The organism is Paenibacillus sp. Soil750 (assembly GCF_001428045.1).
Taxonomy (GTDB): Bacteria; Bacillota; Bacilli; order Paenibacillales; family NBRC-103111; genus Paenibacillus_E; species Paenibacillus_E allorhizoplanae.
Window position 1 is genome coordinate 192,602 of record NZ_LMSD01000001.1, and the last position, 19,052, is coordinate 211,653.

Consider the following 19,052-nt stretch of genomic DNA (forward strand, 5'->3'; position numbering starts at 1 on the left):
TGATCGTTAGAATAACTAAATAGATCAACATCGTCTATTTTAATAATTGTTGATTTGCTTGCATGTTCAGCTATAGCCCAAACTGCACTTTCTCCAGAAGGTTGTTCGTTGAACGTTGCACCTTCAATAATTTCATTTGGACCATATTGTAATAATCGTAATTCTTTATTATTTTTTGGGTAGATCGCAATTTTTTATTTTCTTTGAGTGAAAAACGATGGAATTATATCGGTAATAATGTAGTGAAGGTGAAGCTAAATAGTCATTGTAGCTGTTATCTACCTCAGTGATTTCGGTTGAATCATAAAATGTATGTAAATTTATATGGTGGGTTCTCATGCCAAAGATATTAATTATATCAAGGATATCGGTTCCCCAATCGGTATGTACGAGAATCCCGCCTTCCTTTAATGGGTCCCCATGAAAGACGGGTCTAGCATTTTTTCTCGATTTTGTTTTTGAAGCTTCATGCAACGGAATCGTAAATACATGAGTACCATTCAATTTCAAGACTCGATTGATTTCAGCGAGAGCGTTATTTGGGTTTTCAATGTGTTCTAACACATCTTGACTTATAACGATATCGAATGAATTATCTTCAAAAGATAATTGTTCAAAATTGTTATTCATTACACCATTTTTATTATCGCCAGATTCTAATTCATCCCAATATTCGAAGCATGTGTAAGTAGGCAGATGCTTTAGTAAGTTAGGGATTGGCCCTGAAGCTTGAGCTTCTAAAATAGTTATTTTTGACTCAATAAGGAAGTCAATACCCTGGGATAACGGTAATTCTTTTCCTATGGAAGTTTTCATAACTATTCTTGCTGTATCCGAGTTTCTGAAGCTCGCATTACAGTATTTGCAAATAGCTTCTCTAAGGAGTGTCGCATTGTCAACAATAGAGAAGTCGGAAATTTTGCCACATATATAACATAACTCATTAGATACGATCACGTTGTGCCTCCATAATTGTGTTTATATTAAGTATACTTTAAGTGGAACTAACTTGAAAAAGAATTTTAATTTGTTACGACGTTGCCTGCACATGCTATAATAAACTTATTGAAATTCAATTAAATGAGGTCATATCTTGGATTTATCCATTATCATCGTGAACTACAAAACGAAGGATCTAACGCTAGCCTGTATTGGATCGGTTTTCTCGTCAACTACATCATACAGCTACGAAATCATTCTTATCGATAACGCATCTAACGATGGCACTATTCATTCTGTGAATGAGCTGTTCCCACAAGTAGTCACAGTCACCAATGCTGAGAACGTAGGTTTCTCAAAAGCCAACAACCAAGGTATTCGCATCGCCAAAGGCCGTTACGTCTTGCTCCTGAACTCTGATACCATTGTCCAAGAAGACACTTTCCAAACAATGCTGCTTTTCATGGACGAAAACCCTATTGTAGGGGCCAGCGGCTGCAAAATCGTGCTACCAGACGGTTCACTCGATAAAGCCTGCAAGCGTGGCTTCCCAACGCCCTCAGCGTCCTTCTACTATGCCTTCGGGTTTGCCAAGCTATTTCCGAAAATCCACAGATTTAATCAATATCAGCTTGGTTATTTAGATCCTGACCAACAATATCCCATCGATTCACTAGTTGGAGCTTTCATGCTTGTACGCCGCGAGACGATAGCGCAGGTCGGTATGCTGGATGAGGAATTTTTTATGTATGGTGAGGATATTGACTGGTGTTATAGAATTAAGGAAGCTGGTTGGGTGAATTATTACTACCCTAGAACTCAGATTGTTCATCATAAAGGGGCCAGCAGTCGAAGAAAGCCGTATAAGATTATTTATGAATTTCATAGAGCGATGATTTTATTCCATAATAAGCACTATCGCAAAAAGTATTCTTGGCTTACGAATGCCATGGTATACATAGGTGTAGGTGTGAAGTTCATCCTATCACTAGCTCGAAATAAATTACGTCCAACGAGGTGATCCTGTTTGATTCGTCAGAGTCAAGGTTTTTTAACTCAACTATACGCTTTGGCTGATTTCATATGTATCCAGCTCGTGTTTCTCTTCTCATGGTGGTTGAAATTTAAAAGCGGTTGGATTCCGTATGGCTCGCCGCTACCATTTAAACACTATCTGATGTGGAGTATTACTTACGCAATCATCGCGATTTTTATCAGTTATTTGGTGAATTTTTATACGCCGAAGCGGAGAAAACGATTTTCTTTCGAGGTTTTAAAAATCATTCAAGTACATGCGTTCAGCTTACTAATGCTTCTAAGTGTGCTTTTTATCTTAAAAGAAGTCGACGTTTCACGTTCGTATCTATTACTTTTCCTAGTTAATAACATCCTTCTCATAAGTTCCTATCGCTATTTCATCAAGATCTCACTCAAACGCGCTCGTCAAAAAGGCTATAACAAACAATTCATTCTCATCCTCGGTGCAGGCTCACTGGGCCGCAAGTTTTATACGAAGCTGAAACAGCATCCAGAGCTAGGCTACGAAGTCGTAGGCTTCCTCGATGATTACCAAGAGAAACACGAGGTTACTTATCAGAGCTATAAGCCGATCATTGGGAAAATTGATGAGTTGGAGTCGATTCTAAATGATCGCATCGTGGATGAGGTCATTATTGCGCTTCCATTGGATGCCCATCAGAAGTTCGGTAGTATTATTAATGTTTGTGAAAAAATTGGCGTTAAAACGCTGATTATCCCTGATTTTTATGACTTCCTACCATCGCGGCCATATTTTGATAATTTTGCGGATATGCCGTTGATTAATGTGCGTGATATTCCTTTGGATGAATTCCGCAATAGATTGTTCAAGCGTGCATTTGATATCATTTTTGCAACAGCAGCAATCCTAGTTACATCTCCTGTTATGCTTGCGGCGGCTATAGCTATTAAACTGACCTCCGAAGGCCCCATCATTTTCAAGCAAGAGCGAGTTGGCCTGAACCGCAGACGCTTTATGATGTACAAGTTTCGCAGTATGAAGGTGCTTGGAGATATGGTTTCGAATACGGAGTGGACGGTTGAGAATGACCCGCGGCGAACGAGGGTTGGTACATTTTTGCGTAAAACGAGTCTCGACGAGCTTCCACAGTTTTTCAATGTTCTATTTGGACATATGAGTGTGGTTGGGCCAAGGCCGGAGCGTCCTTATTTCGTGGAACAATTTAAAGAAGAAGTACCGAAGTATATGGTGAAGCATCACATTAGGCCTGGAATTACAGGTTGGGCGCAGAGCAACGGCTTGCGTGGCGATACATCGATCGAGGAACGGATTAAGCATGATATTTTTTACATCGAAAACTGGACTTTTTTATTTGATATTAAGATTATTTGGAGAACCGTCGTTAATGGCTTTATAAATAAAAATGCCTATTAAACTAAAAAAAATTGAAACGACCGCATGATTCGCCAACATTTTCCCCATACTATTGCATATACTGAGTATGCGGGGAGGTTATGGGTATGATTGATCATGAAGACGCTTATCAGGATGAACATGTGTCGATCGGCAAGGGATTGATTGTCGGTGTGGTCTTCGGTTCCCTGATTTGGGCAGGTATAATTGCAGGTATCGTATATATATGGTAAATGCATCTCATACATGGAAAAGGCTGCTGGGGCTGTAAAGCTCTTGGCGGCCTTTTTACGCTTGCTTAGATCCAGAACGATAAAGGTTAGGTCACCTGCCTATAAACGGTTGTCTGAGGCTTTCAACGATCCTCTTGCATATGTTAGTTAAAGAGGTGAGAGGACGTATGAAAATAACGCCGACTGTTTTAGCTGGGCTTGTGATTATTGAACCTGAGGTCCATGCGGACCATCGGGGGTTTTTTATGGAAAGCTATCATGAGGCAAAGCTAGCCATGCAAGGAGTTACGATAGATTTTGTGCAAGATAATCATTCACTTTCGGAAGAAGTAGGCGTGCTGCGCGGGCTGCACTATCAATTGAACCCACATGCGCAAACGAAGTTAGTGCGAGTAGTCGCGGGCTCGATCTTCGATGTAGCTGTAGATATTCGTCCTAGCTCACCGACTTTTGGTGAGTGGGTGGGTGTTACTCTTAGCGCCGACAATAAGCGGCAGTTGTTAGTTCCGCAGGGCTTCGCACACGGCTTCTGTACATTAGAACCGAAGACGCAGGTGCTATACAAGGTGGATGCTTACTATTCACCTCAGCATGACCGAGGAATACGGTGGAATGATCCATCAATCTGCATAGCTTGGCCGACGACGTCCCCGATTTTATCAACGAAGGATGAAAAGCACCCAGTATTGAGGGATGCGGAGATTAATTTTTAACGGAGTTGAAGTCCTATTTTGGAAGTCGAAAGATGGTACTTTTTAATATCAATCTGAGTTATAATGAGATAAGGAATCTGATTGTGACAAGGAGCGAATGTCGTGGCTGAGATGACGGATCGTGAGTTTTTAAGTGCAATGCTGGGTAGAATCAATGAAATTGGTGCAGATGTAACTGCGATTAAAGATCGAGTTGAGAGTATGGATAGAAGACTGGGCCGTGTTGAAGATCGGTTAGATTCAATGGATATTAGATTAGACTCTATGGATTCCAGATTAAACTCAATGGAGGACTCTTTTAAAGAAGTCAAACAAGTCCAAATTCAACAAGGCGAGCAAATTGCCGGAATTGCTGTGACAATGATGGAACACGCGGCAAGTATTCGAACTTTAAAATTAGTCAAATAAGAGCAGGATTAGAATATTCTAATTCTGCTCTTTTTGGTATTTAAAATACGATCGAACCCGACTGTGATTCTCTTTTCCGTCCAAGCCCCAACTCGTCTGCATAATCGAACAAGTCCCCTCATATGCATGTACTATGTTGATGTTAATCATGAGTGAGGGGATGATCGAATGCGCCGGGTCACATGGATGGTAGCAGTGGTAATGTGCGTAGCATTGGTTCTCGCAGGATGCGGGATGGGTAAAAAGGATGCAGGATCTATCGTAAAGGACTTGGATCATGTGATGGGCAAGTCGAGCAGCTATCAAGCATCAGGCAGCATGATTCTTAATACAGGGCAGCAGCCGCAGGAGTATCAGGTTGAGGTGGCGTTCTCGCCTGAGCATTTCTATCGGATATCCCTGACGAATGCTACGAAGGATGTTACTCAAATCGTTTTGCGTAATGAAGAAGGCGTGTTTGTCTTGACGCCGCATTTGAAGAAGAGCTTCCGCTTCCAAAGCGATTGGCCAGAGAATCAAGGTCAAGTGTATCTGTTCCAATCTTTAGCGAAAAGCATCATTGCGGATAATGACCGTCAATTTACGACGGACAAGGATGCTTACGTCTTCGATGTCGCCGCGAACTACCAGAATGAGCAACTTTCTCGCCAGAAAATCTGGCTGAATAAGAAAACTCTCGCACCTGCGCAAGTACAAGTGTCAGATGCGAATCAAAATGTGTTGGTGCAAGTGAATTTCACGAATTTTGAATTCGATACAAAGTTCGATAAGGACTATTTCCAAATGGAGCGCAACATGACTAGTTGGAATTTACAGCAAACAATGCCTACGTCAGCTGACGTTGCGGTTACAGATGCGGATCACCCGGCAGCAACTGGGGACAAATCGGTAACGGACAAAAACCTGTCCGCGACAGGTGGTCAATCCGATCAATCCAAAGCCACGGGTACTACGACGAAACCAGATGCGACGAAAACCGCGCCAGCAGCTGCCAAAGCACAAAGTATTGGTATTGTTGAGCCATACTACTTGCCGAAGGATGTTGTGAAGCAGGATATCAGTGATATGAAGCTTGGTGAGGATGCTGCTGTACTTTTACGATATAAAGGGAAATACAACTTCAATTTGATTGAGGTTAGACCTCAAGCCAAATCGGTTTCATTGCCACCAGGAGACATCGTTGATCTCGGATTCACGGTTGGTGTGATGACGGGGAATGGCTCGAAGGATGAGCCTAGAACACTGACTTGGACGAACGATGGTGTTGAATTCCGGATGTTTACGGGCGATATGCCAGTGAATGAAATGATTCAAGTTGCAATGGCAACGGATGGACAGTCCGGGAAATAAGTTCGATTTTATTAAAAAAGAGAAAGGCTCTGCATCCTATGGTGCAGGGTTTTTTCTCATGTATAACAGGAGAATTCGGAAGAAAATTTACAAGAAGATTTAACCAACTCCCACGAACGGTCGTTTTTTTGGTATAATGCAACTTTGGAGCGAATAGATAATTGGAGTGTTTAAGATGAATACAATTGATAATTTGACTTTGGAAGAGATGCAGCTGTTCTGGGAAAACGAGACGAAGGCATTTGCAACGTTTCTGAATGATGAGGGAAAGTTGAAGGAAGAAACGGCTAGCAAACATGTGGATCGCATGGGCTTTGTGATGACCGAATATTTCGTGCGTTATGGAATCAGCTATGAAGATGTACAAGGTGAAACGATTGTCGATTTTGCAGGCCGTTTCTTAATCAGCCATGTACTTAGCACAAAAGAATCCGATATCGGTGCTTATTTGACTTCTTTTAAAAAATGGATTCAATTCCTACAGGTGACATCTAGAATTTCAAAAGAACAGTCCACTTCATTGAATGAAGTATGTAAGCATAAAACTTATTTCGAAGAGCGCTTCGAGCAGTACATGGAAGCAGATAATGACTATGCGCTGGAACGTTGGCTGAACTCGAATGATATAGAAGCATACATTGAAGAGCATACGCCTCCTTCCAAGCGAAAGCTGAAACCACTTGTAGTTGACCAGAAGCTGCTTCAGCTTTGGATGGATGGGCGGACACCAGTACCACAAATCGTTCAGGAATTCAGAGCTTTTCTTGAGGCCGTACAGACTGGAAAGAACGTCAAGTTGTCCGCTGCGCGCAAACATTTGCCGCGGAAATTCTGGAGCGAGTTCGATGAGCAGCTGGACCTGCAGCTTTTCCGCAAACCGACATTGAATCAAGACCAGGAGCCTGTGTACCAATTCTTTTTCTATGCAGCGGTAGTGTTAGGACTGACGGAAGAAGAAACGCAACTAACGGTAAATACGAAGCAATTAGCCTTTTACTTGGCGCTTACAGAGCAGGAACAAGCCGCTGTACTCTTGGATACACTTTGGAATCGAGTAAACTGGGGAATTCTCGAGGAAGTGAACGAAGGTGGTCGCCCAGAAGATATTCAAGCCTGGAGAAGAGCCATCGCAAGTGTGTTAGCTAGCTGGCCAGTAGGACCCCCGCACAATGTGAAAAAAGAATGGGATAAGCATCGCCAATCCGGTATTTTGCTGGATACAAGTGCTGATGTGTTTTTACATGCAGTAGCTACTATATTAGTTCGTTTTGATGTGATACAGGCACAATTCTTGCCAGATTCAGAGATGAAATATGGGTTTGAGCGAAAACCTGTCACTATGACAGTTCTAGAACCTGGAAACCGCGTATTCCGTTATTTCGTCAACGAGGCAGCCTATGTGCTTAATCATACACCTGTGATTGCTGCCGAACCTAAAATCGGACGTAACGAACCATGCCCATGCGGCAGCGGTAAGAAATACAAAAAATGTTGTTTGTAACAGGATAGAAGAGGTGAACGCTGGTGGATGCTTTTTATCGGCCCACGTGGGTGGAAATATCGTTAGATGCACTGCGAAGCAACATTGAACAATTTCAGAAGGTACTGCCTGCAGGCATGAAGCAGATGGCAGTCGTAAAAGCGGATGCTTACGGACACGGGGCTGTAGAAGTATCCAAAGAAGTTCTCGCCGCGGGTGTGGATTATTTGGGTGTGGCGTTCTTTGATGAAGCACTGGAGCTCCGAAATGCAGGGATTACTGCTCCTATTCTCGTACTCGGCTACACGCCTCCAGAGGGGATTAGTCGAGCACGAGAGCTGGATGTAACGATTGCGGTGTACAGCCGTGACGTACTCGAAGCACTGCGTGAGCAAGGACGTAAGCAGGGGCACAAGGCTCAGAAGAAATTGAAAATCCATATCAAATTAGATACTGGCATGGGGAGACTCGGTTTGCACACGGAAGCAGATGCGATTCCCTTTATAGAGGAAGCATTACTGCTGCCTAATGTGGATGTAGAAGGTCTCTTTACACATTACGCAAGCGCAGATGAAGTCGATAAGAGCTATACGCTGGAGCAATACGGCAGGTTTGAGCGGATCGTGAGCTATTTTACGGATAAAGGGGAAACGTTCCCTTATATTCACGCGGGAAATAGCGCGGCAGCCATTGATTTGCCAGGGTTGACTTATTCGATGGTGCGTCTGGGGATTTCGATGTACGGCCTGTATCCTTCTGAGGATGTGGATCAAACGAAAATTGAGCTAAAGCCAGTCCTGAGTCTCAAAACAGGGATTGTGCATCTCAAAACGCTGCCTGCGGGTTCAGGTGTTAGCTATGGAACGATTTATCACACCAAGGGTGATGAGCAAATCGGGACCTTGCCGATCGGCTACGCGGATGGATATTCCCGTATGCTTTCAGGTAAAGCAGAGGTGCTGGTTCGTGGCAAAAGAGTGCCAATCGTCGGCAGAATCTGCATGGATCAATGTATGATCAATGTATCCGATGTGCCTGATGTAAGTGCACTTGATGAGGTTGTCCTCATCGGTGAGCAAGGCGAAGAACGAATTACCGCGGAAGATGTGGCCAATCAGCTTGGGACGATCAATTATGAAATCATATGTATGATTTCACACCGTGTTGCGCGCGTGTATGTGCGTAATGGGGAGCGGGTTGAGGCTTTAAATCCTCTCATGCGGCACCGTTATTAGAACGGGGAAAAAACTTCATGAATTTACCATGTAAATTATGCAGGCATTGGAGAGGATTTTCAGAATAGGGTATAGAATACTATGTATTAACAATCTTATATCTTTAGGTGTAACATAATTGATATACCGGAGGCATATATTCTATTGTATAATTTGGTTTTTGGAATGACATACTGGTAATATTGTCTTTGTATCGTTTCTGGGGGTGCGAGAGTGTGAGCAATGCGCATAATACGAAAAGGATCATGATTAGCTTGCCTGACAATCTGTTGCAAGAAGTGGACGGAATTGTTGAGAAGGAAAACTCCAATCGGAGTGAATTCATTCGTCAGGCAATGAAGCTGTATTTAATTGAACGCAAAAAGCGCAGTCTACGCGAATCCATGCAGCGTGGGTATATGGAAATGGCGAAAATAAATCTCAGCATGGCATCTGAAGCTTTTCAAGCGGAGGAAGAAGCGGACGGAACGCTTGATCGCTTAGTAAGCGGGGTGTAAGACGTGATTGTGAAACGTGGCGATGTATTTTTCGCAGATCTTTCGCCGGTCGTAGGATCGGAGCAGGGAGGAGTCCGTCCTGTTCTAGTGATCCAAAATGATATCGGCAACCGCTTTAGCCCCACTGTGATTGTTGCAGCGATTACAGCTCAAATCCAAAAGGCAAAGCTTCCCACGCATGTGGAAATCGACGCGGAGACGCACGGTTTCGATCGAGATTCGGTCATTCTGCTTGAGCAAATCAGAACAATCGACAAGCAAAGATTGACGGACAAAATTACGCATTTGGATGAAGAAACCATGCGAAAGGTTGACGACGCTTTGCAAATTAGTGTGGGACTGATAGAATTTTGAATAAGGTCTGGAACGGACGAGGGAGATAGTACCCTCGTTTTTTGGTTTGTACATACATATACATACGATTAATAGAAGAGAGGTATGACTGTGGCAAATGTGGAGACGGATGGCCAAGTAACGGAGAACGAAGGAAAACCAAAAGCAAGTGAGTTTGAGGAACCGAAGGCGAAGATACAGATTCCTGCGGAGAAGAAAGCGGAGATTCAGGAACGAATCCTGAAGCAAATCTCCGCTGAGCTACAGTTGCCTTCCGGAAAAGTGAAGACGACGATGGAGCTGTTGGATGAGGGCAATACGATTCCGTTTATCGCGCGATACCGGAAAGAGATGACCGGTGAGCTTGACGAGAATCAACTGCGGGATATCGAGGAGCGTTTGCAATATTTGCGTAATCTCGAGGATCGCAAAATCGAGGTTGTTCGTCTGATCGATGAGCAGGGCAAGCTCACGGACGACCTGCGCACATCGATTGAGAAAGCTGTGAAGCTTCAGGAAATCGAGGATCTCTACAGGCCTTACCGCCAGAAGCGGAAAACGAGAGCTAGCGTTGCCAAGGAACGTGGGTTGGAGCCGCTTGCTGCGTGGATTTGGAAGCAGCCTCGTCAAGGCTCGCTGGAGCAAGAAGCTTCGCGTTACATCAACGCGGACAAGCAGGTTGGTAGCGCTGCAGAGGCGATTCAAGGCGCGATGGATATCCTGGCGGAGAATATCGCAGATGATGCGAAAATACGGGCCTGGGTGCGTCGATTCACGCAGGATAACGGCATTATGCGGACAGAGGCTAAGGATGCGAAGGCAGAATCTGTCTATGAGATGTATTATGCCTATCAAGAGCCTGTGAAGCGCCTGCCGCCTCACCGTATTCTCGCGATTAATCGCGGGGAGCGGGAAGAGATTCTGAAGGTTGGACTAGATGTCCAACCAGATAAAATTCACGACTACATGTTGCGTCAAATCGTGAGAGGCGATTCGGTCGTAAAAGACGTGCTGCGTAACATTGTTGAAGACGCATATAAAAGGCTGCTTGCACCATCCGTTGAGCGCGAGGTGCGCGGTGAAATGACGGAAGCGGGTGAAGAACAGGCGATTAAGATTTTCGCGGAAAATCTGCGCAACCTCCTGCTGCAAGCGCCGATTAAGGGCCATGTGGTGCTCGGTGTCGATCCGGCCTACCGGACAGGCTGTAAGCTGGCCGTCATAGACGACACAGGTAAAATGCTTGAAATCGCCGTCACCTACCCAACACCACCGAATAATAAGGTGGCGGAAGCGAAGGCGAAGTTCAAGCAGTTGATCAGCACATACAGCGTGGAGCTGATTGTGATCGGGAATGGGACGGCGTCCCGTGAAACGGAGCAGTTCGTTGCGGAGCTGATCGGTGAGATCAAAGAGCGGAAGCTCAAGTACTTGATCGTCAGCGAAGCGGGGGCGAGCGTGTATTCCGCGTCGAAGCTGGCGCAGACGGAATTCCCAGAGCTCGACGTGGCCGAGCGCAGCGCGATTTCGATCGCGCGGAGGCTGCAGGACCCGCTCGCAGAGCTTGTGAAAATCGAGCCGAAAGCGATCGGCGTCGGTCAGTACCAGCATGACGTTTCGCAGAAACGTCTGGACGAGAACTTGAAGGCCGTCGTAGAATCGGCCGTTAACCATGTCGGGGTGGACTTGAACACGGCGTCCCCGTCCTTGCTGTCGTACGTGTCGGGGGTCAACGCGACACTTGCGAAGAACATCGTGAAGTATCGCGAGGAGAATGGCAAGTTCAGCTCCCGACAGGAGCTGTCGAAGGTTCCTCGCCTTGGTGCGAAATCCTTCGAGCAGTGTGTCGGGTTCATGCGGATTGCGGGCGGCCGGAACCCGCTCGACAACACCCCGATCCATCCGGAGTCTTACGACGTGGTGGATCGGTTGTTCAAGGAGCTGCGCATCGAGCTTGCGCAGCTAGGCTCTCAGCAGCTGCTAGCGCTGCTGCAGACGCTGGAGCCAGAGGAGCTGGCTCCTAAGCTTGGCGTCGGTGTCCCGACGATGCGGGACATCCTAGACAGCCTGCAGCGGCCTGGGCGGGATCCGCGGGACGAAGTCCCTGCGCCGATCTTCCGCACAGACGTGCTGCAGCTGGAAGACCTTGTGCCGGGCATGGAATTGACCGGCACGGTGCGTAACGTGATCGACTTCGGCGCCTTCGTCGATATCGGCATTAAGAACGATGGGCTGGTGCACATCTCCCAGCTGAAGAACGGGTTCGTGAAACATCCGATGGATGTGGTTTCTGTTGGAGACATCGTCCAAGTATGGGTACTCAATGTGGACCAGAAAAAAGGCCGCGTAGGCTTAACGATGAAGAAGCCGCAATAGCAGGTTTAGGAAATCAGTTGATGATGAATAAGTGGCAGTTGGGAGTTCGCTCCCAACTGCTTTTTGTGCGTCTAGCATTTTAACTGGATTTCCTCCATCTATATTTCCTGTTCACCTCCACATTTACTGATTTAACTGGATTTCATGTAGTTACTTTCAGCGTATTTCTTTCAAATCGCCAATTTGTTTGTAAATAGATGGAGGTTTTCCAGTTAATCTCTGCAAAACGCAGAATTCGCCAAAATTAACTGTAGGTTATACAGTAAACGGGGGGGAACGAGTCAACTTATTCTGTTCGAAGCATCCCTTACTTCTGAGCACCTCCCACCTCCTTCACCAAATAAGTCATCGTATATCGCTGACCGGCGACTAGGGAAAGCATTCCTTCCATCGAAAGACGGATGAGCCACTCAGCCGCGATACGAATGTTCACATTGCACTCGGCTGCGACTTCTTGAAGCCGAACTTTGCCATTACGCCGATTAGCGATCTGGAGGATAAACTGCTTTCGAAGTTCCCATACGTCCGCATCAAGCTCAGCTATGGTGGGGGGATGTGGTTTGCTGCTAGAAACGATCCTTCTTTGTTCCAAAGGAATAACGTTGTTATTTCGATGTCCGTTTTTTTGCACTTTACTTTCTTGTTCTCCAGTCTGGTGCACTCGATCTACTTGCTTTTCAGTCTGTATCACTTGGTTCTTTCTCTTCACGTTATTTTGCACTTGATCTATTCTCTTCCCACTTACTTGCTCTCGACCTACTCGTTCTCCTTCCTGCAACACCTGAAACCGATCCTCCAATCCTCTTTTCCAAAACAACCTACGATGCTTCTCGCGCATTCTGCGCAGCCACTGACTACTAATTGTCTCCATGTAAATAAGCCCCCTTTTTCAAAATAAATACGCAAAAAAAGCACAAACGAACAGCAGATAAATCTGCAAGCTCGAGTGTGCTTCACTCAGGTATTTATATTTAATTCTCTAATTCATCTTTACTTTTTGTTACATTTATTTACAGTATAGAGGGCACATTTCAAATATGCAACTGTTTTTTCTTGCTCTTGATGTCGTCAGGTTCGTATGTTTTTTATCGCATGTTTACTCTTTCTATCTTTTTTTTATGTACCGAATGGCAAAAAAGCCAGCACTTGTAGCACAAGTACTAGCTTTCTCATCAAAATTTACGTTTACTCGGTCCGTCCGTCGATTGGCTGTCAGGCCACTCCTCTTGTGAGCGGCGAGTGCGGTAAAAGTACCAGCTATCGTTCAATAATCGAATTTGTCTGCGGTTTTTGTTCTGGAAGGCACGCATTAATTGATTACAAAGCCATTGCGGCATATGCCCATCCCCTTCTTCGCCATGTACTTATAGCATATGAAGAATGAGGGAAATGGGTGCAGGTCCCGATTGTTTAGAGATCAAATTCCTCTTCGTACCATTGCTCAAGCTGAGCTTGCAGCGCACGAATTTCAGTCAACAGTGAGATCAACGGATAGGATTTCTCTTGGATACCAGCGAACGTTTTTTCTAAACCATTGATGTAATCCAAGCCTTGGATAAGCGTATACGTCGTACCGATCAATTCCAAGTCGTCACACTCCGCAATTACGCGTGGAAGCTGTGGCACATGGTCAGCGGTTAATTTCTCTAATTCTTTGTGTAAACGTTGGTTCAAAGCCGTTAATTGATAGGAATAGGAGGAAGGCATTTCGACGAATTCCAATTGTTGGTCAAGCTTCAATATGGCATAGCGCATTTGTGGCATGAGGTGGTTCAAATCCTTTCTGTATAGAGCGTTCGTTCTTCTTTTCTACTTGACAGTATAGCCGTACATACGGTACAAATTCAAGTAAGAACTTGTCATTGGAGTGTTCGTAGATGGAAGATCAAGAGCTGCAGCAATGGATCGAGCAGATTTCTATGGAATCGTTTGGGAGACCCTTCGTTCACCAGGCGCGTTTTAACCGGAGATTGCGATCGACGGGTGGACGTTATTTTATGAAATCACATGATATTGAGATCAGTTGGAGCCAGTGGGAGACCTATGGGCGGGAAGAAATCGAGAAGATCATCAAGCACGAGCTCTGCCATTATCATTTACATATTTTGAAGCGAGGCTATCAGCATCGGGATCAGGATTTCAAAACTTTGCTAGCCCAAGTAGGCGGTACCCGATATTGCCAATCCTTACCGCGGCCCCGGGCGAAACAAGCCTATAAATATAGGTTAGAGTGTGTGAATTGCAAGACGGAGTATTATCGGAAACGTAAATTGGATGTGCGTAAATTTGTTTGTGGAAATTGCAGGGGGAAATTGAAATCGTATACACTTGACTTAACGGCGCCTTCATAATAAAATAAAACTTGTTCATTCCCTGATAGCTCAGTTGGTAGAGCACTCGACTGTTAATCGAGTTGTCACAGGTTCGAGTCCTGTTCGGGGAGCCATACATGGAGAGATACCCAAGTGGCTATAAGGGGACCCTCTGCTAAGGGGTTAGACTGCGTAAGCGGTGCGAGGGTTCGAATCCCTCTCTCTCCGTCACGAAATAAGTTCAATGGCATTCATGCCGTTGGGCTTATTTTTGTTCATCCGAATCTCAACCTATTCTAACAAATTTCTAATATCTGTTAAACGTTTGTCCTCTATAGTGAATAAAAAAAGCTTCACGATGGGGGAACTACCAGTGACTAAATTATTCTCGATACGTGTGCGTCTTATCTTATTGTTGTTAATTCCTTCTCTGTTGTATTTAGGCACGAGTGTATACCTCCTACAGGTAAACAAGTCCAATACGGATACACTGACCTCCTCCTTGTATGAGACGACGGAGAAGAGTGTGTCACTTATTTTGAATGCGGACCGGGATATGTATCAAGCTATGAACGCTTATCAGTTGTTAGTGTCGGGTACCTTGACTGCGGAGGAGAAAACGAACCAGTTGAAGTTGCTGAAAGACAATATTGAACAAACGAATACAAGGGTCGGACAAGCGGTTACTATTTTAAAATCAAAGGAATTACTGCAAACGGCACATGCGGAGACGAAAGTAACGATTGAGCAAAGTACATCGAGCTTTCAAACTTCCTTTGATCAGTGGGTTAAAGAAGCAAATGCCGTAGTTCAAGCGGGGAGTGTTGGCAAAGGCGTTTTGAATGAAGCGAAGCTGATGGCCACCTTTGAGAAGGGTCGCGAAGGGCTGAATGTCATTGGTGAAATTCTAGACGTGCATGCTAATCAAAGCATTGTCGATATTAAGCAGGACAATAAAGAAACAGCCAAAGGCGTTTACATCGGCGTGGCGGTTATCGTCTTCATTTTGTTTGGAGCTGGCGGATTTGTAATCAGGAAAATCATGTCAGTGGTACGTAGAATCTTAACCATTACGGGTGAGGTTGCTGCAGGAGATTTGCGCCATGAGGCTCAATTGACGTATTCAAAGGATGAGCTGGGTCAGATTTCAGAGTCGGTTGATCATATGGTTGCCAAAATGAGAGGCTTAATCGGCACGATTGCACACAATACGCAATTCGTGCACGATGCTTCCGTGGAGCTGTCGGACAGCTCCAAAGAGTCTGCCCACGCTGCTGAACATGTGGCTTCGAATATTCAAGAAATGACACAGGAAGTCGAAGTGCAAGCAAGAAGCAGTGAGGAGACGAGCCGGGCAATCGAGGAAATGGCGATTGGGATTCAACGTGTCGCAGAGAACTCAAGCGTCATGGCGGATCACTCCTCATTAACCTCTCAGCACGCAACACTAGGTAATGAGCTGCTCTCGAAACTGCAACATCAAATTGTGAATATGCTGAGCTCGGTCGAACAGCTGTCTGTGACGGTACAGTCGCTGACCCGTAAGTCGGATGAGATTGGGCAGATTGCCTCAAGTATCACGAGCTTCGCCAACCAGACCAATCTCTTGTCGCTGAATGCGTCCATTGAGGCGGCTAGAGCAGGTGAGCATGGCAAAGGGTTTAATGTGGTTGCCCAAGAAATCCGCAAGCTCGCATCACAATCGATCGAATCTGCCGACGGTATCAATCAGTTGATCCACGAAACGAGAGTCGAGATTGCTAGTGTATCCCAGTCGATGAATGCGACGAAGCAAGAAGCAAGCGCCGGCTCACAAATGATGCAGGAAGTAAACCAGAGCTTCGAAACGATCATGCAGTCTGTGACACACATCGTCACTCAGATTCATGAGACATCGGCGATAACGCAGCAAATGTCGGCTAGCTCGGAAGAAATTTCAGCTACGATGGATCAGTCAGCGTCAAGCTCATCTCAGATTTTGACGAGATCGCAAACGGTAGCAGCGGCCACAGAGGAACAGCTTGCCATGATGCAGAATATTGCTGCTGCGTCGGAACAGCTGAAGTCCGTTGTGGATACATTGAACGAGTCTGTGTCCTATTTTAAAATTAAATAGTCGGTTGCAAAGGGGAGTTCTCATGGTTTTAGAAGCATGGCCATGGGGACTCCTCGCTTGTTTGCTTCGACTGGTTTATTACCAATAATTAGGCTTGTCAAAGAGCCCAGAATCCTTTATAATAACACTTGTCGTCCATAACGGGCTGAAATGTTCAATGACTTTTGGTATGGCCCGTTGGTCAAGTGGTTAAGACACCTCCCTTTCACGGAGGTAACAGGGGTTCGAGTCCCCTACGGGTCATTGTTTTATTCTCTCATGCGGTCGTGGTGGAACGGCAGACACACCATCTTGAGGGGGTGGCGCTCACAAGGCGTGAGGGTTCAAATCCCTCCGACCGCATCCCATGAAAACCCTTGATAATCAAGGGTTTTTGTTATGTTTATGGAAGTACACGCCTACCGAACGTACGAAAAATGATTATAAATATAGACCATTTCCTATTTTGGGAAGTGGTCTTTTTTTTGTTCGAAGCTGGGCTGTTGCTTGTTACAAAGATATATGCCATACAATAGCAGGATTGTGCAGGAAGTTAGCTATTGTCTGCATTAAATCTCTTGTATTTTCACGATATAATGAGGAACGAAATGAAATGTAAGCGCAATCAATGGACTGATGATCCATACGATCGCAGGAGGTGAAACGGGAGGTCCGCAGATGTCCCGAGGCAAATTGAATGTAGATCTAAATTGACTACCTGGAGGTTGTAGAAATGTTTAAACATGCTAAGCAACTGATTAAAGCAACTTGCTTCATTACATTAAGCTCACTCCTCATTTCTTCTTTCGGTATCCAAACACCTTCCGCACACGCAGCGGTTGCTAGGCAAATGGAGAAATTAGACCGCGGTCTAGTGGCAGTTAAGGTCAGCACGGGCGTCCTCGTCAGTTGGCGACTTCTCGGGACGGAGGCAGCAAGCACTTCGTTCAACGTCTATCGAAATGGCGTTAAGCTCAATGCTACACCGATCACGACAAGCACGAATTATCAAGATAATTCGGGTACCACGAGCTCCAGTTACACGGTTAAAGCCGTTGTTGGTGGCGTGGAGCAGACCGCGTCAACTGCGGTTACGCCATGGGTGAACAACTATTTGGATGTGCCGCTACAGAAACCTGCGGGCGGGACGACACCAGACGGTGTCAGCTATACCTATAACGCCAATGATGCAAGTGTTGGCGATGTGGACGGTGACGGGCAATATGAAATTATTTTGAAATGGGATCCTACGAATTCCAAAGATAATTCACAAGATGGCTATACGGGTGAAGTATTTGTCGATGCTTATAAACTGAATGGTACGCGGTTATGGCGGATTAGTATGGGTAAAAATATTCGAGCTGGCGCGCATTATACGCAATTCATGGTTTACGATTTAGATGGGGATGGTAAAGCGGAAATCGCCATGAAAACAGCCGATGGAACGAAGGACGGCACTGGCGTAGTCATTGGCAGCTCAACGGTGGACTATCGCAACAGTGTGGGGAGAGTTCTGAGTGGGCCAGAATTTTTAACCATCTTTGAAGGGGCGACAGGAAAGGCGTTGACCTCAACGAGCTACGATCCACCGCGCGGCACAGTCGGCGATTGGGGCGATACGTACGGCAACCGTGTAGATCGTTTCTTAGCGACGGTCGCCTATCTGGATGGTCAGAAGCCCAGCATTGTCATGGCACGCGGCTATTACACGAGAACGGTTCTGGTAGCGTACAATTGGCGTGGTGGAACACTATCTAAATTGTGGACATTTGACAGCAACACTTCAGGCAACTCGGCTTATGCAGGGCAAGGGAACCACAACTTAACAGCTGCCGACGTTGATGGTGATGGCAAGGATGAAATCGTCTATGGCGCGATGACGATTGATGATAACGGAGCTAAGAAATATAACACAGCGTTGGGTCATGGTGATGCCCTTCATGTCGGCGATTTGGATCCGAACAGCGCGGGACTTGAAGTATTCAAAGTGATGGAAAGTACTAGTGCTACTTATGGTGCAGCCGTGTGGAATGCAGGAACTGGAGCCATCAAGTGGGGAGTGAATACAGGTGCTGATACGGGAAGAGGTATGGCAGCTGATATTGACCCACGGTATGCCGGCGAAGAAGTATGGGCAAGCAACGGTGTCGGGCTTTATCAAATCAATGGTACCAAAATCAGCTCTACGACCCCTTCCTCCATTAACTTTGGTATCTGGTGGGATGGCGATGTTTCCCGTGAGCTTCTTGATCATAATTGGGATGGCACGAATGGGGTTGGACGTATTGATAAGTGGAATTACACAAGTCTCAATACAACGACCTTGCTAACCGCAACAGGAACCAATTCGAATAACTCCACGAAAGGGAATCCTAGCTTGCAAGCCGATTTATTCGGCGATTGGCGTGAAGAGGTCATTTGGCGGAAATCAGACAGTTCAGCTTTACGCATCTATGCAACGCCTTATGAAACAACGACACGCCTGTGGACTCTAATGCATGATCCGCTTTACCGTCTGGATATCGCTTGGCAAAATGTAGCTTACAACCAACCACCTCATACGAGTTACTATCTTGGAACGGGTATGGCCACACCTACGCAGCCGAATATCTATACCACGCCATAAACTGAGAATGAGAGAAGCGTTCGGGTTACTCCAGCGCTTCTT

Annotated in this window: 18 protein-coding genes and 4 tRNA genes; 18 read left to right on the forward strand and 4 right to left on the reverse strand. The window is 45.6% G+C overall.

Translation table 11 applies throughout. The annotated features are described in order from the left end of the window. Window positions 1-168: 168 nt before the first annotated feature. Window positions 169-957, reverse strand: coding sequence for a class I SAM-dependent methyltransferase (locus tag ASL11_RS00870; RefSeq protein WP_056608619.1), 789 nt, complete (start codon window positions 955-957; stop codon window positions 169-171). 136 nt (window positions 958-1,093) lie between these two features. On the opposite strand from ASL11_RS00870, the gene ASL11_RS00875 reads away from it, so the two are divergent. From ASL11_RS00875 to ASL11_RS00920, 11 genes are all read left to right on the forward strand, one after another. Continuing rightward, window positions 1,094-1,960 (forward strand): glycosyltransferase family 2 protein, encoded by an 867-nt coding sequence (locus ASL11_RS00875; protein ID WP_056608622.1) that lies wholly within the window; start codon window positions 1,094-1,096, stop codon window positions 1,958-1,960. Window positions 1,961-1,966: 6 nt separating this feature from the next. Then, window positions 1,967-3,373 carry an undecaprenyl-phosphate glucose phosphotransferase gene (locus tag ASL11_RS00880; protein WP_056608625.1) on the forward strand — a complete coding sequence of 469 codons (1,407 nt, stop codon included), beginning with the start codon at window positions 1,967-1,969 and terminating at the stop codon, window positions 3,371-3,373. Between the two features lie 86 nt (window positions 3,374-3,459). Continuing rightward, window positions 3,460-3,585, forward strand: coding sequence for a hypothetical protein (locus ASL11_RS37805; protein ID WP_268796177.1), 126 nt, complete (start codon window positions 3,460-3,462; stop codon window positions 3,583-3,585). 167 nt (window positions 3,586-3,752) lie between these two features. After that, window positions 3,753-4,298 carry a dTDP-4-dehydrorhamnose 3,5-epimerase gene (gene rfbC / locus ASL11_RS00885; RefSeq protein WP_056608627.1) on the forward strand — a complete coding sequence of 182 codons (546 nt, stop codon included), beginning with the start codon at window positions 3,753-3,755 and terminating at the stop codon, window positions 4,296-4,298. Window positions 4,299-4,400: 102 nt separating this feature from the next. Further along, the gene (locus tag ASL11_RS00890; protein ID WP_056608630.1) at window positions 4,401-4,706 is read left to right on the forward strand and encodes a hypothetical protein; all 306 of its coding nucleotides are present in this window, start codon (window positions 4,401-4,403) and stop codon (window positions 4,704-4,706) included. A 168-nt stretch (window positions 4,707-4,874) separates the two neighbouring features. Beyond that, window positions 4,875-6,056 (forward strand): LolA family protein, encoded by a 1,182-nt coding sequence (locus ASL11_RS00895; protein WP_056608634.1) that lies wholly within the window; start codon window positions 4,875-4,877, stop codon window positions 6,054-6,056. A 175-nt stretch (window positions 6,057-6,231) separates the two neighbouring features. Beyond that, window positions 6,232-7,557: a YecA family protein gene (locus ASL11_RS37290; protein ID WP_056608637.1), complete on the forward strand. Its 1,326-nt coding sequence runs from the start codon at window positions 6,232-6,234 to the stop codon at window positions 7,555-7,557. Window positions 7,558-7,580: 23 nt separating this feature from the next. Next, entirely contained in the window at window positions 7,581-8,771 is a 1,191-nt protein-coding gene (alr, locus tag ASL11_RS00905; protein ID WP_056608640.1) for an alanine racemase, read from the forward strand. A 215-nt stretch (window positions 8,772-8,986) separates the two neighbouring features. Then, window positions 8,987-9,268, forward strand: coding sequence for a CopG family ribbon-helix-helix protein (locus ASL11_RS00910; protein ID WP_028553892.1), 282 nt, complete (start codon window positions 8,987-8,989; stop codon window positions 9,266-9,268). Between the two features lie 3 nt (window positions 9,269-9,271). After that, window positions 9,272-9,622: a type II toxin-antitoxin system PemK/MazF family toxin gene (locus ASL11_RS00915; RefSeq protein WP_028553893.1), complete on the forward strand. Its 351-nt coding sequence runs from the start codon at window positions 9,272-9,274 to the stop codon at window positions 9,620-9,622. 174 nt (window positions 9,623-9,796) lie between these two features. Further along, the gene (locus ASL11_RS00920; RefSeq protein WP_442953017.1) at window positions 9,797-11,977 is read left to right on the forward strand and encodes a Tex family protein; all 2,181 of its coding nucleotides are present in this window, start codon (window positions 9,797-9,799) and stop codon (window positions 11,975-11,977) included. 307 nt (window positions 11,978-12,284) lie between these two features. Here the strand turns inward: ASL11_RS00920 and ASL11_RS00925 are convergent, their stop codons facing one another. From ASL11_RS00925 to ASL11_RS00930, 3 genes are all read right to left on the reverse strand, one after another. Next, complete coding sequence (locus ASL11_RS00925) at window positions 12,285-12,848, reverse strand: hypothetical protein (protein WP_056608644.1); 564 nt, start codon at window positions 12,846-12,848, stop codon at window positions 12,285-12,287. Window positions 12,849-13,149: 301 nt separating this feature from the next. Continuing rightward, the gene (cmpA, locus tag ASL11_RS36230; RefSeq protein WP_141692697.1) at window positions 13,150-13,314 is read right to left on the reverse strand and encodes a cortex morphogenetic protein CmpA; all 165 of its coding nucleotides are present in this window, start codon (window positions 13,312-13,314) and stop codon (window positions 13,150-13,152) included. Window positions 13,315-13,387: 73 nt separating this feature from the next. Next, window positions 13,388-13,741, reverse strand: coding sequence for a hypothetical protein (locus tag ASL11_RS00930; RefSeq protein ID WP_056608646.1), 354 nt, complete (start codon window positions 13,739-13,741; stop codon window positions 13,388-13,390). Between the two features lie 113 nt (window positions 13,742-13,854). Between ASL11_RS00930 and ASL11_RS00935 the strand changes: the two genes are divergently transcribed. From ASL11_RS00935 to ASL11_RS00965, 7 genes are all read left to right on the forward strand, one after another. Continuing rightward, a complete protein-coding gene (locus ASL11_RS00935) occupies window positions 13,855-14,328 on the forward strand; it encodes a SprT family protein (protein WP_056608649.1) in 474 nt (157 codons plus the stop codon). Between the two features lie 19 nt (window positions 14,329-14,347). Then, a tRNA-Asn gene (locus ASL11_RS00940) sits at window positions 14,348-14,423 on the forward strand. Between the two features lie 5 nt (window positions 14,424-14,428). Next, window positions 14,429-14,517: transfer RNA gene (locus ASL11_RS00945), tRNA-Ser, on the forward strand. Window positions 14,518-14,662: 145 nt separating this feature from the next. Continuing rightward, window positions 14,663-16,405: a methyl-accepting chemotaxis protein gene (locus ASL11_RS00950; protein ID WP_056608652.1), complete on the forward strand. Its 1,743-nt coding sequence runs from the start codon at window positions 14,663-14,665 to the stop codon at window positions 16,403-16,405. Between the two features lie 171 nt (window positions 16,406-16,576). Then, window positions 16,577-16,648: transfer RNA gene (locus ASL11_RS00955), tRNA-Glu, on the forward strand. Window positions 16,649-16,665: 17 nt separating this feature from the next. Continuing rightward, window positions 16,666-16,747: transfer RNA gene (locus ASL11_RS00960), tRNA-Leu, on the forward strand. Between the two features lie 370 nt (window positions 16,748-17,117). Then, window positions 17,118-19,010 (forward strand): rhamnogalacturonan lyase, encoded by a 1,893-nt coding sequence (locus tag ASL11_RS00965; protein ID WP_056608655.1) that lies wholly within the window; start codon window positions 17,118-17,120, stop codon window positions 19,008-19,010. The last annotated feature ends 42 nt before the right edge of the window (window positions 19,011-19,052 follow it).

Excerpts from the sequence above, each read along its gene's own strand:
- ASL11_RS37805 (WP_268796177.1), top strand. The coding sequence starts at position 3,460 with ATGATTGATCATGAAGACGCTTATCAGGATGAACATGTGTCGATCGGC.
- rfbC (WP_056608627.1), top strand. The coding sequence starts at position 3,753 with ATGAAAATAACGCCGACTGTTTTAGCTGGGCTTGTGATTATTGAACCT.
- ASL11_RS00895 (WP_056608634.1), top strand. The coding sequence starts at position 4,875 with ATGCGCCGGGTCACATGGATGGTAGCAGTGGTAATGTGCGTAGCATTG.
- ASL11_RS37290 (WP_056608637.1), top strand. The coding sequence starts at position 6,232 with ATGAATACAATTGATAATTTGACTTTGGAAGAGATGCAGCTGTTCTGG.
- ASL11_RS00925 (WP_056608644.1), bottom strand. The coding sequence starts at position 12,848 with ATGGAGACAATTAGTAGTCAGTGGCTGCGCAGAATGCGCGAGAAGCAT.
- cmpA (WP_141692697.1), bottom strand. The coding sequence starts at position 13,314 with ATGCCGCAATGGCTTTGTAATCAATTAATGCGTGCCTTCCAGAACAAA.
- ASL11_RS00930 (WP_056608646.1), bottom strand. The coding sequence starts at position 13,741 with ATGCCACAAATGCGCTATGCCATATTGAAGCTTGACCAACAATTGGAA.
- ASL11_RS00935 (WP_056608649.1), top strand. The coding sequence starts at position 13,855 with ATGGAAGATCAAGAGCTGCAGCAATGGATCGAGCAGATTTCTATGGAA.
- ASL11_RS00965 (WP_056608655.1), top strand. The coding sequence starts at position 17,118 with ATGTTTAAACATGCTAAGCAACTGATTAAAGCAACTTGCTTCATTACA.